This is a genomic window from Xanthomonas sp. 3058, assembly GCF_014199765.1.
Lineage (GTDB): Bacteria > Pseudomonadota > Gammaproteobacteria > Xanthomonadales > Xanthomonadaceae > Xanthomonas > Xanthomonas campestris_B.
This window is the reverse complement of the sequence record NZ_JACHOF010000017.1, coordinates 50,017-65,156: the sequence shown is the minus strand read 5'-3', so window position 1 is coordinate 65,156 and position 15,140 is coordinate 50,017. Positions and strand designations below refer to the sequence as shown.

The window sequence follows — 15,140 nt, the reverse complement described above, 5'->3', positions numbered from 1 at the left end:
GCCCCATGAGCAACACCGTCTACATCGGCGCCAAAGAATATTTCCCCGGCATCGGCAAGATCGGCTTCGAAGGCCGCGACTCGGACAACCCGCTGGCCTTCAAGGTCTACGACGCGCATAAAAAGATCGGCGACAAGACCATGGCCGAGCACCTGCGCTTTGCGGTGGCCTATTGGCATAGCTTCTGCGGCAACGGCGCCGATCCGTTCGGCCCGGGCACGCGTGCGTATCCGTGGGATGTAGGCAATACCGCGCTCAATCGTGCCGAAGCCAAGGCCGATGCCGCATTCGAGTTCTTCACCAAGCTCGGCGTGCCGTATTACTGCTTCCACGATATCGACCTGTCGCCCGATGCCGACGACATCGGCGAATACGAGCGCAACCTGCAGCACATGGTCGGCATCGCCAAGCAGCGCCAGGCCGATACCGGCGTCAAGCTGTTGTGGGGCACCGCCAACCTGTTCTCGCACCCGCGCTACATGAATGGTGCATCGACCAACCCGGACTTCAATGTGGTGGCGCGGGCGGCGGTGCAGGTCAAGGCCGCGATCGATGCCACCGTCGCACTCGGTGGCGAAAACTATGTGTTCTGGGGCGGCCGCGAGGGCTACGCCTGCCTGCACAACACCCAGATGAAGCGCGAGCAGGACCACATGGCGCGCTTCCTGACCCTGGCGCGCGACTACGGCCGTGCGATCGGCTTCAAAGGCAATTTCCTGATCGAGCCCAAGCCGATGGAGCCGATGAAGCACCAGTACGACTTCGACAGCGCCACGGTGATCGGCTTCCTGCGCCAGCATGGCCTGGACCAGGACTTCAAGCTCAATATCGAAGCCAACCATGCCACGCTGTCGGGCCATAGCTTCGAGCACGACCTGCAAGTCGCCTCCGATGCCGGCCTGCTCGGCAGCATCGATGCCAACCGTGGCAACCCGCAGAACGGCTGGGACACCGACCAGTTCCCGACCGACCTGTACGACACCGTCGGCGCGATGCTGGTGGTGCTGCGGCAGGGCGGGCTGGCACCGGGCGGGCTGAATTTCGATGCCAAGGTGCGGCGCGAATCGTCCGATCCGCAGGACCTGTTCCTGGCCCATATCGGCGGCATGGACGCGTTCGCGCGCGGTCTGGAAGTGGCCGATGCGCTGCTGACCTCCTCGCCGCTGGAAACCTGGCGCAAGGAGCGTTATGCCAGCTTCGACAGCGGTGCCGGTGCGGCGTTCGCCGATGGCACCAGCACGCTGGTGGATGTGGCCCAGCACGCAGCCGGTAACGAGCCCAAGCAACTCAGCGGCCGTCAGGAAGCCTACGAGAACCTGATTAACCAGTATCTGACGCGTTGATGTCCCGTGGTCGGCGGCGCACTGCGCGTCGCCGGCCGATGTCGGCCACCCCGTGGCCGCTCCTTTGCATGCTTCCAGGTGAATCCATGTCCAGTGTCTCCGTAAACGGCGCCCCCGATGCCGGTGAGAACACCCGTTTTATCGTCCTGATCAGTTGCGTGGCCACGATCGGCGGTTTTTTGTTCGGTTTCGATAGCGGCGTGATCAACGGCACCGTCGATGGCCTGAAGCAGACCTTCCATTCCAATGCCGCCAAGACCGGATTCGAGGTTGCCTCGATGCTGCTGGGTTGCGCCATCGGCGCCTTCTTTGCCGGTCGTCTGGCCGACCGCTGGGGCCGCCGTGCGGTCCTGATCATTTCTGCGGCGCTGTTCCTGCTCTCGGCCATCGGTGCCGGTGCCTCGCACAGCTCCGGCTTCTTCATCTTCGCGCGCATCATGGGCGGCTTTGCCGTCGGCGCGGCCAGCGTCATCTCGCCGGCGTACATCGCCGAGGTCGCCTCTGCGCGCTATCGCGGCCGGCTTGCCACGATGCAGCAGATCGCCATCATCAGCGGGCTGTTCTGCGCGTTCCTGAGCAACTACCTGCTGGCCAATGCTGCCGGTGCGTCCACCGAGCCGTTGTGGGCAGGGCAGGCTGCCTGGCGCTGGATGTTCTGGATGCAGGCGATTCCGTCGCTGGCATTCCTGCTGTTGCTGCTGGTCATCCCGGAGAGCCCGCGCTACCTGGTGGTCAAGGGCCGTCGCGAGCAGGCGCTAGTGGTGCTCAAGCGGCTGTACGGCAACGCCGCCGCGCAGACCAAGCTGACCGAAATTTCCGCCTCCATGTCGGCCGACCAACACAAGCCCAAGTTCTCCGACCTCATCAACAAGGCAACCGGCAAGGTCCGTCCGATCGTCTGGATCGGCGTCGGCCTGGCGGTGTTCCAGCAACTGGTCGGCATCAACGTGGTGTTCTATTACGGTGCGGTGCTGTGGCAGGCGGTGGGCTTCTCCGAGCAGGACGCATTGCTGATCAACGTGCTCTCCGGCGGCCTCAGCATTGGCGCCTGTCTGGTCACGGTGATGCTGGTCGACAAGATCGGCCGCAAGCCGCTGCTGTGGATCGGCTCGGCCGGCATGGCGGTGTCGTTGGCCCTGGTCACCTACGCGTTCGCCACCGCCTCGCTGGATCCCAACGGCAATCTCGCCATGTCCGACGCCATGGGCATGCTGGCGCTGGTCGCCGCCAACGTCTACGTGGTGTTCTTCAACGCCTCGTGGGGCCCGGTGATGTGGGTGATGCTGGGCGAGATGTTCCCCAACCAGATCCGCGGCTCGGGCCTGGCGATCGCCGGCGCAGCGCAGTGGACCTCCAACTTCGCCATCACCGTCAGCTTCCCGATCCTGCTCGGCAGCATCGGCCTGGCCGGCGCCTACGGCATCTATACCGTCGCCGCCTTCATTTCGGTGTTCTTCGTGCTCAAGTACGTCTACGAAACCAAGGGCAAGGAGCTGGAGCAGATGGAGGGCTGATTCTGTCTGTTATGCCTATATAGGCATGGAAAACAAACAAGGCCGCGCAATGCGCGGCCTTGTTCGTTGATGATCTCGCCAGGGATCTCGCCGATGTCTCGCATGCCTGCATCACTGCAAGCGCCTCAATCGAGTTGGCTGTCGTCGTGGAGGTGGATTGGGTGCGTGCGCCTCCTCGCGACTGCCAGCAGCTCTGCCCTGCGCTGTGTCGAGCGGCCTGATTCCCGCGTGGCCCAACGCACCAGTAAAGTGCAATGCATGTCTTCAATGACGATAACCGCCTGGAAGCACATGGGCTCTTTTTGCAAATTGTGCGCCACCGCTATACTCCGACAAGCAGTTTCCCTCCAGACTAGGGCGAATCGTGGAACCAAGGAGTGGTGGTATGGTGGTAGTAAGGGAAATCTTTAGGGGCGCGCTGGTTAGCGCTTGCTATTGCCTGGCATTCCTGTCGCTTTGGTATTGCTCCATCGACCAGTGGTACCTACCTGTCGGCTTGCGTGTTGTAACCCTGCTATTCAGACCTTATCGTGAGTGGCCATTCCTGTTGGTAGGAGATGCGGCTGCAATGCTTTGGCTGCGTGTTCCGCTTTCGCAGCGTCAGGGATACGACTTGACATGGGCGTACATAAGTCCACTTTTTCATGCCCCCATGATCGCGTTCGTCATTTGGTTGGCACGCCATTACGCCCGTAAGCTGCTTCAGCAGACTCCTTTCTTAATTCCATTTGCGATTGCCATTGGATTTTTTAATTCATTGTGGAGCATTGCCCTCAATGCCAGCCTCGGTGGGCCGAGTACGGCCAAGGTCCTGGAATCTCTTGTTCGCTACTGGTTGGGGAGTTATCTGGGGATATTGATTTTCTTGCTTCCGGCCATGCTGTGGTCGCCTCGAAAACGAGAGCCGGCACGCATAGACCTGCCCCGAGACCTTGGGCTTTCGGTTGTCGTCATTCTTGTGCTTTTCTATATGCTCGGCTACACGCAGGAGCCATTACTTCGAAAGATGCTGATGGCCGCGCTGATAGGGCCGGCGATTGTCTTGACGCATCGTCACGGTTGGACAGGGACCGCTCTCGGCACGCTGCTTGCCAACTTCGCTTTGGCAATAACCTTGCCTAAGACATATGAAATTGGTTATTACAATGCGAGCCTATTTGAAGTTCAAATTTTCCATGTAATCGTCAGTACCTTTTTATTCGTCTTTGGCGTACGGTTCGTCAGGCCGTTAAAGCGATTTGACACTATCGGGCGAATTAAAGCCGATGCTCAAAAGGCCATTCAGGCTAGTTATCTCGCGGCTGAGCGAACACTGCGGGATCGGGTTGTGGAATACTCCGATATCAACGTCCAGATGAATAGGATGCGTAAATCGGTCGTGGCAGATCTTCGGGAGCGCGGTCACCATGCGGCAGCAATGGAGATAACACGCGTGGCCGTTCTGGAGTCGCAACTTCTGCATGAATATGTTGCGGCTTTATATCCGTTAGAGATTGAAACGCATGGCCTGTTTCGAACGCTGCGTTCGGCTGCGTTTGAGAGGTTGAATTCCACCAAGCTCGACTGTCTATTGCAGGGGGATTGTCAGCAGCTGTCGCTTGGACTGCAGCTTGCGGCTTATCGCTGCACACTCAACGCATTGGAGCTTCTGCCTGCGTCCAATAAGCATTTCATCCATGCGCGTGTCTGGCGCGGTCGGGGGGGGCAGGGGATCGTCATGAGAGTTTTTGCCGATACTTCGTTGGTGGATTCCGTGCGGCGTGAATCCCCTGAGGATGAACATGAATTCCGGGCCCGGCTTAAGTCGCATGGCGGCTTGTTTCGTCGCCGCCATGCGTTGGTACTTACCTTCCTCGTGGCCGAGGCATCTGCTGTCACCGCGTCGGAGAGACCTTCCAGCGTTCCACGTTGGCTTGCCGCTCGACATGCACGGTAAAGTGTGCGGTCTGGTATACCATTTTCGCGTCAGGTCCTAGCTCAGTCGCAGACGTTGCCGACGAATTTGCCCAAATTGTATTAGCTGCCGGTACCGTGACGCGATCAGCATCCTTGCCCATTGGCAGTACCCAAAGCGCATTGTCAACGCGTGCGACCACTGCTCTAACTCCCCCGGCGACGTCATTGATTTGCAGATATGTCACGCCGTCACGTTGGAACTCGTAGATCGACCAAGCGGGATCTAAGGTGAGGTTGGCAGCTGCAGGGCTACGTTCCCCCAATCCCGTTGTTGCTTGGGCGCCTACACCGCCTGCGCAGCATCCGCCAGTTTGAGCCGAGACTTGGCCTGCGATCAAGGCGCAGGCCAGTACGCACATAACTTTCAACGTATTTGCTTTAACTTCCATGGGTTTCGCCTTCCCCTGCTAGGGTCGATTTTGCCTGCAATTCAGGCTCGCCTACGTTACGTCGATAAAGCGGATGGGTGTTGGTGTTCGCGCAGAAATTGCTGACAGCCACTCTGTCGGGCACGCGTTCGATATGCGGACCGGGCTACTTTAGCCTTTAACGTTTCTCTCAGTTCGTGTCGGCTGCAGTGCGCCCTTAAGAATATGCAATGTCAGTTATTTGACAATCCTGCCTATTGCCCAGGCTTTGTCTTACCGAAAAAGCCTTATTGATCTCCACGCAGGAGATAGTGTTTCGCTGAATGTTGTAAGCCCCGCCATTGCAGATATGGCCCAGGCCGCTACGAGCACCACTCCCTGACTACTTCTTAGAGGACCAGGCCCTGGCCACCTAACCCTTTGATTCCAAATCCTGGAGCGCTCGATCGAACCACCCAATCACCCGCTGAAGATGCGCTTGACCCCAGCGGCGCAGGAATTGCTGAGTGTGGTGTCCGGCTGGGTCGCGCAGATCGATAAGACGTTGGGCAATGAAAGGTGCAGTCAGTGGCTGGGCGCAGTCGACTTCGATGCAGTGGCGCCAGGCGGTATAGCTGTCGGGGATGACGGGGGACATCGTGATGCTCTTCGGCAAGAGTGAACGTGAGGACGTTGGCGGAGCGCGGCGGGCTTGCTTTTGCGCGATAAGTGTTACTTTATAACACTTCATTCGTCGTTCGTCTGGTCCCGTCGTGCCGCGTCCCTTGTCGCTGAGTGTTGTTTGCCTGGTCACCATGCCGAACCTTCCATGTTCGAAGAAGCGCGGCGGCAGTATCGATCCTCCGGGATTGGCCCGATGAGGCGGCGGCAGCTATTGCGCACCGCTGGCGCGGCATTGGTGCTGTCGCCTAGCTTGGTCCATGCGCAGCCGCTGCCGATGCTGCGCAGCTGCAGTCTGCAGCGCCAGGATGGGGAGTTGCGACTTCGACTCGAATTGAGTGCGCAGGCCGCCTACCGCAGCTTCAACCTGTCTGATCCAGCGCGCCTGGTCATCGATCTGTCCGGCATTTCGACGCAACCACCGCGTATCGATCCATTGCCCGGTGATCCCGCCGTCGTCGCCATCCGTAGCGGCCCGCATGACGATGGGCTGCGTGTGGTGCTCGATCTGTCGCAGCCGCTGACGGCCTCGGCGCGCTGGGAGGGCAGTGCGCTGGTGCTGGATCTGGCTGGTACCTCCGGCACAGCGCCGTTGTCCACTGCCGATGCGACCGATCCCGCCGTCGCGGCAGCCGTGCCTACGCGCTCGCGCCTGCATCCCTATGTGGTCGCCATCGACGCCGGCCACGGCGGCAAGGATCCCGGCGCGGTCAGTGCCGATGCGCGCTACGAGAAGCATGTGGCCATGGCGGTCGCGGGGCGGCTACACCAGCGTCTGGTCGCCGATCCGCGTTACCGGCCGACCATGATCCGCAGCGACGACCGCTTCGTGCCGCTGCACGAGCGGGTGCTGATCGCCCATCGCCGCAACGCCGATCTGTTCGTGTCCATCCACGCCGATGCTGCGCCCAACAGCGAGGCGCGCGGTGCCTCGGTGTTTGCCTTGTCGCAGAACGGCGCCAGCTCGGCATTGGCGCGCTGGATCGCCGACAGCGAAAACGCCGCCGACGACATGGGCGACAGCGCGCGCCGTTTGCGGGTGCCAAGCAATCCGGTGTTGTCGCAGGTGCTGGCCGACCTGTCGTTGAGCGGCACCATCGCCAGCAGCGTGGAGTTTGGCAAGTTGATGCTCGGCCGTTTGCAGCAGGTGACGCGCCTGCATCAGGGCCAAGTGGGACAGGCCGGCTTTGCCGTGCTGAAGTCGCCCGATATTCCGTCGTTGTTGGTGGAAACCGGCTTCATGAGCAATCGCGACGACTGCAACAGGCTCTGCGGCGACACCCATCAGGACGAGCTGGCGCAGACGCTGCACGCTGGTATCGACGACTACTTCCAGGCGTTTCCCGGTCGTGCCTGAGGCGCGTCCATCACTATTATTCTTCAACGAGCATTCGATGTCCGCCACGCTTCCCGATGTTGCCGTCACCGAACCTTCCGCACTCAGTGCGCCTTTGCGCTGGGTGGGAATGCAGAACATTGCCGTGCCGGTGCGCCTGGACGAAGCCGAGCCGAGCGGAACCGTGTCCGCACGCGCCAGCGTGCAGGTCGATCTGCCGCGCCCGGAGCTCAAGGGCATCCATATGTCGCGGTTGTATCGCCTGCTGGATCGGCATCTGGAGCAACCCTTGTCGCCGGCGATGCTGTCGCAGCTGCTGCAGGCGCTGATCGACAGTCATGCCGATTGCGGCAGCCGTGCGGCGCGTCTGACGTTGACCTTCGAACTGATGCTGCGGATGCCGGCATTGCGCAGCGAAGGATTGAGCGGCTGGCGTGCCTATCCGGTGCGGATCGATGCGCAATGCAGGGCAGGGCGCAGCGAGATCCGGTTGCAGATCGACGTGCTGTATGCGTCCACCTGCCCCTGTTCGGCGGCGTTGTCGCGTCAGTTGCTCAGCGATGCGTTCTTGCAGCAACACGCCGGGCGCGATGCCTTGCCGCTCGAAGAGGTTGCGCAGTGGCTGCAGCACAACGGCTCATATGCCACCCCGCATAGCCAGCGCAGCGTGGCGCAGGTGCGCGTTGATCTCATCGCGTGCGTGCAGCGGTTCGATATCCGCGAGTTGGTCGGCCTGTGCGAACAGGCGCTGGCAACCCCGGTCCAGGCAGCGGTGCGGCGGATCGATGAGCAGGCGTTCGCTCGCTTGAATGGCGCCAACCTGATGTATGTGGAAGATGCCGCGCGCCGTCTGCGCAAGGTGCTGGCCGAGCGCTATGCGTCGTTCGATGTGGCAGTCCGCCATTTCGAAAGCCTGCACGCCCACGATGCGGTTGCCGAGGCCGGTAACCAGGCCACTGGCATGCAGCCGTTTGCCGAGTAATCGAGCCAAGCGCATCCTCGCTTTTCGGTCACTGTGGCTTCCTGCGCCGGTTCACCAATGCGGCCGCACTGGACGTCGATTCCACTGCGCCGCATCCGCATCGAGTGAAGGCCGTGCCCCCTAACTCGCGTATTGAAAGGCCTCGATCAATCTGGCGCTCAGGTCGTCATCGTCTAGGCGGCAATGGATCGTCTGTTCGTCGCTCGCGTGGCCGCCATGCTCGCGGAAATTGATTGCCGGAATAAACGCCACTTTGCCGTCCGCATATTCGATGCTCACCGCTTTTGCCTGCTTCCCCAGCGCGGTCCAGGTTCTGACGCCTGCCGCTTGCAGAAGGGGGCGCTGGAGATGCTTCCATTCCGACTGAGGCGGGTGCGCGATATCGACGGTCGATTGTGCAAGCGAGTTCTTTATCCCGCTGACAAGGCCTGAGCGATCGTCTGAGCGAATGGACAGGACGTCGCCATGCGCAATCCATAAGCCACTGTCGGTGAGTGACATGGCTTGAAGGATGATGTTCTCGTCGATCATGTAGGCAGCCGTCGTTTTCACTTCTGACCTCCGAGTCATCATGGCGTTCATGCGCATGGCCTTGAGCCGATTGGGTCTGCTGCCCAGGCGCTCAATCTGACGCCCTGCCGCTGGCCGAACACCGGCCCGCAATCAAACGACATGCAGTAGCTCTTGGTCAAACGTCTGAGGCGGGACCATCTCCTCGACTTCCAGCGTCGGATGCTGGAGCTGCGCTGCGGCTCATCAAATGGATGGGTCGGACCCCGAGGCGATGACACATGCCGCATGCACCGCCGCTGCGTGGCACGTGCGCGGCATTCGCGTGGTGGTCGATCGTGCGGCAGTGCCTGTGGACGCAATGGAGGGTAGGGCTGCCTCGCGCCGCTGCGCATCCGTCAATGCACGTCGGGCCGCGCGTGATCGAAGCGGTCGTGTCACGACTGCGCAGCGCAGCGCCGCACGTTGTCGGCACAAGCGATCTCGGCCATCGCCATCGCCGCGCAGTTGCCGCGCACGTGACGAAGACTGCAGGCCCTGACTGCACAGCGCTCGCGCAGCCTTTCTGCGCTGCAGGAGACGTGTGCAGAGCCAGACGTCCGTAACGCAAAAACCCCGCAATGCGGGGTCTTGGCGTGGTCTGCAGCGCGAGGCACGTGGTGCTCCCTAGGGGACTCGAACCCCTGTTTTAGCCTTGAGAGGGCCACGTCCTAACCATTAGACGAAGGGAGCGTTTGGTGCGTCTTGTGCAGCGGGCTAGTATAGTGCGCCCAAAGCCGTTGGGCAATCCTGCAACACAAGACGGAAGCGCCATCATCGAATCCTCAGTTCCATCTCCGTTCACGCTGCGCGTCATCCCTCGCGATCAGCACACCATTTCGCGCAAGGACATCAGCCCCAACGCGTTGCGCGTGCTGTACCGCCTTCGCGAATCGGGCTTTGGTGCCTACCTGGTTGGCGGTGCAGTTCGCGACCTTCTGGTTGGCGGCCATCCCAAGGATTTCGACGTGGCCACCAGTGCCACGCCGGAAGAAGTCAAGACGCTGTTTCGCAACTGTCGCCTGATCGGCCGCCGCTTTCGGCTGGCGCATGTGGTGTTCGGCCGCGAGATCATCGAAGTGGCCACCTTCCGCGCCAACATCGACGATGGCAGCGGCGACCGTGAGCTGGATAACGGCCGGTTGGTGCGCGACAACGTCTACGGCACCATCGAAGACGATGCGATCCGTCGCGACTTCACCTGCAACGCGCTGTACTACGCGATCGAGGATTTCTCGGTGCGCGATTACTGCGGCGGCTTCGAAGACGTGCAGGCGCGCCTGATGAAGCTGATCGGCGACCCGGAGCTGCGCTACCAGGAAGATCCGGTGCGCATGCTGCGCGCGGTGCGTCTGGCGGCCAAGTTGAACTTCGATATCGAAGCCGGCAGCGCAGAGCCCATCCCGCGTCTGGCTGGTCTGTTGTCCGAAGCCGCGCCGGCGCGCTTGTTCGAAGAAATTCTCAAGCTGTTCCTGTCCGGGCACGGTGTAGCCAGTTTCGAGGGCCTGGAGCGTTACGGCCTGCTCGGCGCGCTGTTCCCCGAAAGTGCGGCGGCGCTCAAGTCCAACCGTAGCGGCGCATTGCGCGCGATGGTGCTGGAAGGCCTGCGCAACACCGACGCGCGCGTGGCCAACGACGAGCCGGTCTCGCCAGCGTTCCTGTTCGCCTTGCTGCTGTGGCCGGCATTCTGCCGCACCTTGATGGGCTTGCAGGCGCAAGGCGTGCAGCCGGAAGACGCGCAGCGTCGTGCCGCCGATCGGGTCACCTTGCACCAGCTCGAACGGGTCGCGCTGCCGCGCCGTTTCTCGCTGCCGATGCAGGAAATCTGGCTGCTGCAGACCCGGTTCTCCTCGCGTCAGCGCAAGCGCGTGTTCCGCACCTTGTCGCATCCGCGTTTCCGCGCCGCGTTCGATTTCCTGGTGCTGCGCCAGTTCGCCTCGGCCGATCACGCCGCCGATGTGGAGTTCTGGCGCGAGGCACAGAAGTCCTCCGGCCAGGAACTGGTCGATGCGATCGAAACCGCGCAGGCCGATCACGAGGGCGAGGAGGGTGCACCGCGCAAGCGTCGCCGTCGTCGCCGTCGCACCGGCGCGCCCGCAGGCGAATAGGGCGTGCAGACCGCCTTCGTCGGCCTGGGCGCCAACCTGGGCCCGGCCGAGGCCAGCGTGCGCGCGGCCATCGCCGCGCTGGGCGAGGTGCCGCAGTCCACGTTGATTGCGGCCTCGCGCCTGTACCGCACGCCGGCCTGGGGCCGCGAAGACCAGCCCGATTTCATCAATGCGGTGGCGCAGCTGCGCACCGGGTTGGCACCGCTGGCACTGCTGGAGGCTCTGCTCGGCATCGAGCAGGCCTTCGGTCGGCAGCGTGAGGCCGGCGAGCGCTGGGGCCCGCGCACGTTGGATCTGGATCTGCTGCTGTACGCCGACCAGGTGATCGATCTGCCGCGCCTGCAGGTGCCGCACCCGCATCTGCAGGCGCGTGCCTTTGCGCTGCTGCCACTGAGCGAACTTGCGCCAGAGGCGATCATTCCGGGCAATGGAACAGTGCGGCACGCGCTGCAGGCCATCGATGTCTGCGGGCTGGAGCCGATTGGGTAGATAATGGTCGGCTTATCACCCCACGTAATGACTTCATGAGCAGCCAGACCGACAGCAAGCCCTGGACCGTGCCCGCCTTGGCGCAGGCCAAGCGCGAGGGTCGAAAACTGGTCATGTTGACCGCCTACGACGCCGGCTTTGCGCGCACCTTCGATGCCAACGGCGTGGACCTGATCCTGGTCGGCGATTCGCTGGGCATGGTGGTGCAAGGACATGCGTCCACGCTGCCGGTGACCACCGCCGACATGGTCTACCACACCGCCTCGGTGGCGCGTGTGCTGGAGCGCGCGTTGCTGGTGGCCGACTTGTCGTTCCAGGCCGATGCCACGCCGGAGCGTGCGCTGGATGCCGCCACGCAGCTGCTGCAGGCCGGCGCGGAGATGGTCAAGCTCGAAGGTGCCGGGCACAAGCTCGAGGTGATCCGCTATCTGGTCGAGCGCGAGATTCCGGTCTGCTCGCACCTGGGGCTGACCCCGCAATCGGTGCTGCGTTTCGGCGGCTACACGGTGCAGGGACGCGGCGAAGCCGGCGCGCAGTTGCGTCGCGATGCGCAGGCGGTGGTCGATGCCGGCGCCAGCCTGGTGGTACTGGAATGCGTGCCCACGCCGATCGCCGCACAGATCAGCGCCGAGCTCAGCGTGCCCACCATCGGCATTGGCGCCGGCCCCGGCTGCGATGGCCAGGTGCTGGTGATGCATGACATGCTGGGCCTGGACAGCGGCCATCGCCGTCCCAAGTTCGTCAAGGATTTCCTCGCCGAAGGCGGCTCGGTGGCGGGCGCAGTGCGCGCCTACGCGCAGGCCGTGCGCGACGGCAGCTTCCCCGATGCAGCCCACGCGTACGCCGCATGATCCAGACCCTGACCGATCTTTCCACCCTGCGCGCGCTGGTCACCGGCTGGAAGCGCGAAGGCCTGCGCGTGGCGTTGGTGCCGACCATGGGCAACCTGCACGCCGGCCACTATTCGCTGGTGATGCTGGCGCGCCAGTACGCCGACCGTGTGGTGTCGAGCGTGTTCGTCAACCCGACCCAGTTCGGTCCGAACGAAGACTTCGCGCGCTACCCGCGCACGCCGGAAGCCGACCTGCGCGGTCTGGAAGATGCCGGCTGCGATGCACTGTGGTTGCCGGACGTGGACACCATGTATCCGCTCGGTACCGCGCTGGCCACGCCGATCCATGCGCCGGGCGTCAGCGACGTGCTGGAAGGGGTGTGCCGGCCGGGGCATTTCGATGGCGTGTGCACGGTGGTGGCGCGGCTGTTCAATCAAGTGCAGCCGGACGTGGCCGCCTTCGGCAAGAAGGACTATCAGCAGCTGGCGGTGATCCGCCAGATGGTGGCCGACCTGGCGTTTCCGATCGAGATCCTGGGCGGCAGCATCGTGCGCGAGGCCGATGGTCTGGCGATGAGCTCGCGCAACCAATATCTGTCGGCCGACGAGCGTCCGCGTTCGACCCAGATCCGCCAGGTACTGCTGCAGATGCGCGACGGGTATGCCGCCGGCACGCCGCGTGCGCAGGTCGAAGCCACTGCCACCCAGGCGCTGGAACAGGCCGGTTTCCGGGTCGATTACGCGGTGGTGCGGCTGCCCGATCTGAGCGAGCCGGGCGACAGCCATGCCGGTGCGCGCGTGGCGTTGATCGCCGCACGCCTGGGCGCGACGCGCCTGATCGACAACCTGGAATTCTGAGGGCCGCCGCACGGCCGGGCTGAAGTCCTCATCCCCGGTGATGGCGCAGGCCGGTGGGAGCGTGCGCTTTCGGCTAAAATGCCGGCTTTCCTTTGCCGTTGCCCGTCCATGCACCTGTCCCTGCTGAAAGCCAAGATCCACCGCGCCACCGTCACCCATTCCGAGCTCAATTACGAAGGCTCGATCGCCATCGACGGCCTGCTGCTGGAAGCCACCGGCATCCGCGAATTCGAGCAGGTGCATATCTGGGACGTCACCAACGGTGCGCGTTTCAGCACCTACGCCATCCGTGCCGATGCAGGCAGCGGCATCATCTCGCTCAACGGCGGCGCCGCGCGTCACGTGCAGGTGGGCGATCTGATCATCGTGGCCGCATTTGCGAACATGAGCGAAGACGAAGCCAAGACCTTTCAACCCAATCTGGTATATGTGGATGCGCACAACGCGATCTCCCATACCAACCACAGCATCCCCACGCAGGCCGCATGACACACACCAACGGATTCGACGCGCTCCACGCCCACGCCCAGCGCCTGCGCGGCGCTGCCATCCCGGCATTGCTTGCCGCCGAGCCGCAACGGCCGACGCAGTACGCCAGGCAGGTCGGTCCGTTGTATTTCAACTTTGCGCGGCAGAAGTACGACCGCCCCGCGCTCAATGCACTGTTCGCCATTGCGCGCGAGCGCGATCTGGCCGGTGCGTTCCAGCGCCTGTTTCGCGGCGAGCAGGTCAATGTCACCGAACAGCGCGCTGCATTGCATACCGCATTACGCGGTGACTTGACCGACGCGCCGGTGGCCTCTGAGGCCTATGCCACCGCGGCAGAAGTGCGCCAGCGCATGGGTGCGTTGATCGAGCAACTGGAAGCCACCGACGTCACCGATATCGTCAGTGTCGGCATCGGTGGCTCGGACCTGGGCCCGCGTCTGGTGGCCGATGCCTTGCGTGCGCCGTCGGGTGCGCGGTTCCGCGTGCATTTCGTGTCCAATGTCGATGGCGCCGCCATGCAACGCACGTTGGCCACGCTGGATCCGGCGCGTACCGCCGGCATCCTGATCTCCAAGACCTTCGGCACCCAGGAAACGCTGCTCAACGGCGGTATCCTGCATGCCTGGCTCGGTGGCAGCGAGCGGCTGTATGCGGTGAGCGCCAATCCCGAGCGCGCCGCCAAGGCCTTCGACATCGCACCGGGCCGCGTGCTGCCGATGTGGGACTGGGTCGGCGGGCGTTATTCGCTGTGGTCGGCGGTCGGTTTCCCGATTGCGCTGGCGATCGGCTTCGAAGGTTTCGAACAATTGCTCGAAGGCGCCGCGCAGTTCGACGCGCATGCGCTCAACACGCCGCTGGAAGAAAACGTTGCCGTGCTGCATGGCCTGACGGCGGTGTGGAACCGCAACCTGCTCGGCAGCGCCACCCATGCGGTGATGACCTACGACCAGCGTCTGGCACTGCTGCCTGCCTACCTGCAGCAGCTGGTGATGGAAAGCCTGGGCAAGCGGGTCAAGCTCGACGGCTCGGCGGTGGACAGCGACACCGTGGCGGTGTGGTGGGGCGGTGCGGGCACCGACGTGCAGCACAGCTTCTTCCAGGCGCTGCATCAGGGCACCAGCGTGGTGCCGGCCGACTTCATCGGCACCGTCCACAACGACGATCCGTACGCGGACAACCACGTCGCGCTGATGGCCAACGTGCTGGCGCAGACCGAGGCGCTGGCCAACGGCCAGGACAGCAGCGACCCGCATCGCAGCTATCCGGGCGGCCGCCCGAGCACGGTGATCCTGCTCGATGCGCTGACCCCGCAAGCGCTGGGGGCATTGATCTCGATGTACGAGCACAGCGTCTACGTGCAGTCGGTGATGTGGGGCATCAACGCGTTCGACCAGTTCGGTGTGGAGCTGGGCAAGCAGCTGGCCAGCCAGCTGTTGCCGGCGCTGAAAGGCGAGTCGGCCGATGTAGCCGATCCGGTGACGCGCGAGTTGCTGTCCAAGTTACGCGGCTGAGCGCAGGCGCCTGGCCAGGCGTGGCGGACAACGGGGCCTTCGGGCCTCGGTGTGTTTACAGGGCACGACAGCAAACAGGGCTAATGGCCTAAAATGGCCAAATTTCCCAAAATGCGCGGTTGGGAGTAGTGTGGCGGTGGTCGCC

The 15,140-nt window shown here is 63.1% G+C and carries 14 protein-coding genes and 1 tRNA gene; 11 read left to right on the top strand and 4 right to left on the bottom strand.

Annotated elements, in window-relative coordinates; genetic code table 11:
* The first annotated feature begins 5 nt into the window (after positions 1–5).
* The 3 genes from xylA to GGR61_RS16985 all read left to right on the top strand — a co-directional run bounded on the left by xylA (position 6) and on the right by GGR61_RS16985 (position 4,793).
* Positions 6–1,343: a xylose isomerase gene (xylA, locus tag GGR61_RS16995; RefSeq protein ID WP_184620777.1), complete on the top strand. Its 1,338-nt coding sequence runs from the start codon at positions 6–8 to the stop codon at positions 1,341–1,343.
* An 86-nt stretch (positions 1,344–1,429) separates the two neighbouring features.
* Entirely contained in the window at positions 1,430–2,857 is a 1,428-nt protein-coding gene (locus GGR61_RS16990; protein ID WP_184622829.1) for a sugar porter family MFS transporter, read from the top strand.
* A 385-nt stretch (positions 2,858–3,242) separates the two neighbouring features.
* On the top strand, positions 3,243–4,793 hold the full coding sequence (locus GGR61_RS16985; RefSeq protein ID WP_184622827.1) for an MASE1 domain-containing protein: 1,551 nt from the start codon (positions 3,243–3,245) through the stop codon (positions 4,791–4,793).
* On the opposite strand, the gene GGR61_RS21240 is transcribed toward GGR61_RS16985, so the two are convergent.
* Both GGR61_RS21240 and GGR61_RS16980 read right to left on the bottom strand, forming a co-directional pair.
* Positions 4,732–5,202, bottom strand: a complete 471-nt coding sequence (locus GGR61_RS21240) for a hypothetical protein (RefSeq protein WP_260288192.1) — start codon at positions 5,200–5,202, stop codon at positions 4,732–4,734. The genes GGR61_RS16985 and GGR61_RS21240 overlap by 62 nt on opposite strands.
* Before the next feature lie 391 nt (positions 5,203–5,593).
* The gene (locus GGR61_RS16980) at positions 5,594–5,824 is read right to left on the bottom strand and encodes a hypothetical protein (RefSeq protein WP_184622847.1); all 231 of its coding nucleotides are present in this window, start codon (positions 5,822–5,824) and stop codon (positions 5,594–5,596) included.
* Between the two features lie 213 nt (positions 5,825–6,037).
* On the opposite strand from GGR61_RS16980, the gene GGR61_RS16975 reads away from it, so the two are divergent.
* Both GGR61_RS16975 and folE2 read left to right on the top strand, forming a co-directional pair.
* Positions 6,038–7,198 carry an N-acetylmuramoyl-L-alanine amidase gene (locus GGR61_RS16975; protein ID WP_184622825.1) on the top strand — a complete coding sequence of 387 codons (1,161 nt, stop codon included), beginning with the start codon at positions 6,038–6,040 and terminating at the stop codon, positions 7,196–7,198.
* Positions 7,199–7,235: 37 nt separating this feature from the next.
* Positions 7,236–8,159 (top strand): GTP cyclohydrolase FolE2, encoded by a 924-nt coding sequence (gene folE2, locus GGR61_RS16970; RefSeq protein WP_184409005.1) that lies wholly within the window; start codon positions 7,236–7,238, stop codon positions 8,157–8,159.
* Between the two features lie 120 nt (positions 8,160–8,279).
* Here folE2 and GGR61_RS16965 read toward each other — a convergent pair whose 3' ends face one another.
* Both GGR61_RS16965 and GGR61_RS16960 read right to left on the bottom strand, forming a co-directional pair.
* Positions 8,280–8,660 carry a hypothetical protein gene (locus GGR61_RS16965; protein ID WP_184622845.1) on the bottom strand — a complete coding sequence of 127 codons (381 nt, stop codon included), beginning with the start codon at positions 8,658–8,660 and terminating at the stop codon, positions 8,280–8,282.
* Positions 8,661–9,326: 666 nt separating this feature from the next.
* A tRNA-Glu gene (locus GGR61_RS16960) sits at positions 9,327–9,401 on the bottom strand.
* A 47-nt stretch (positions 9,402–9,448) separates the two neighbouring features.
* Here GGR61_RS16960 and pcnB point away from each other — a divergent pair.
* The 6 genes from pcnB (at position 9,449) to pgi (ending at position 14,995) form a co-directional block, all read left to right on the top strand.
* Positions 9,449–10,816 (top strand): polynucleotide adenylyltransferase PcnB, encoded by a 1,368-nt coding sequence (gene pcnB / locus GGR61_RS16955; RefSeq protein ID WP_184409016.1) that lies wholly within the window; start codon positions 9,449–9,451, stop codon positions 10,814–10,816.
* Between the two features lie 3 nt (positions 10,817–10,819).
* Positions 10,820–11,305, top strand: a complete 486-nt coding sequence (folK, locus tag GGR61_RS16950) for a 2-amino-4-hydroxy-6-hydroxymethyldihydropteridine diphosphokinase (RefSeq protein ID WP_184622823.1) — start codon at positions 10,820–10,822, stop codon at positions 11,303–11,305.
* A 35-nt stretch (positions 11,306–11,340) separates the two neighbouring features.
* Entirely contained in the window at positions 11,341–12,156 is an 816-nt protein-coding gene (panB, locus tag GGR61_RS16945; protein WP_184409003.1) for a 3-methyl-2-oxobutanoate hydroxymethyltransferase, read from the top strand.
* Positions 12,153–12,995, top strand: a complete 843-nt coding sequence (panC, locus tag GGR61_RS16940; RefSeq protein WP_184409002.1) for a pantoate--beta-alanine ligase — start codon at positions 12,153–12,155, stop codon at positions 12,993–12,995. Before panB ends, panC begins: the two co-directional genes overlap by 4 nt.
* A gap of 108 nt (positions 12,996–13,103) precedes the next feature.
* Positions 13,104–13,484, top strand: coding sequence for an aspartate 1-decarboxylase (panD, locus tag GGR61_RS16935; RefSeq protein ID WP_184409001.1), 381 nt, complete (start codon positions 13,104–13,106; stop codon positions 13,482–13,484).
* Positions 13,481–14,995 carry a glucose-6-phosphate isomerase gene (gene pgi, locus GGR61_RS16930; protein WP_184622821.1) on the top strand — a complete coding sequence of 505 codons (1,515 nt, stop codon included), beginning with the start codon at positions 13,481–13,483 and terminating at the stop codon, positions 14,993–14,995. Before panD ends, pgi begins: the two co-directional genes overlap by 4 nt.
* The last annotated feature ends 145 nt before the right edge of the window (positions 14,996–15,140 follow it).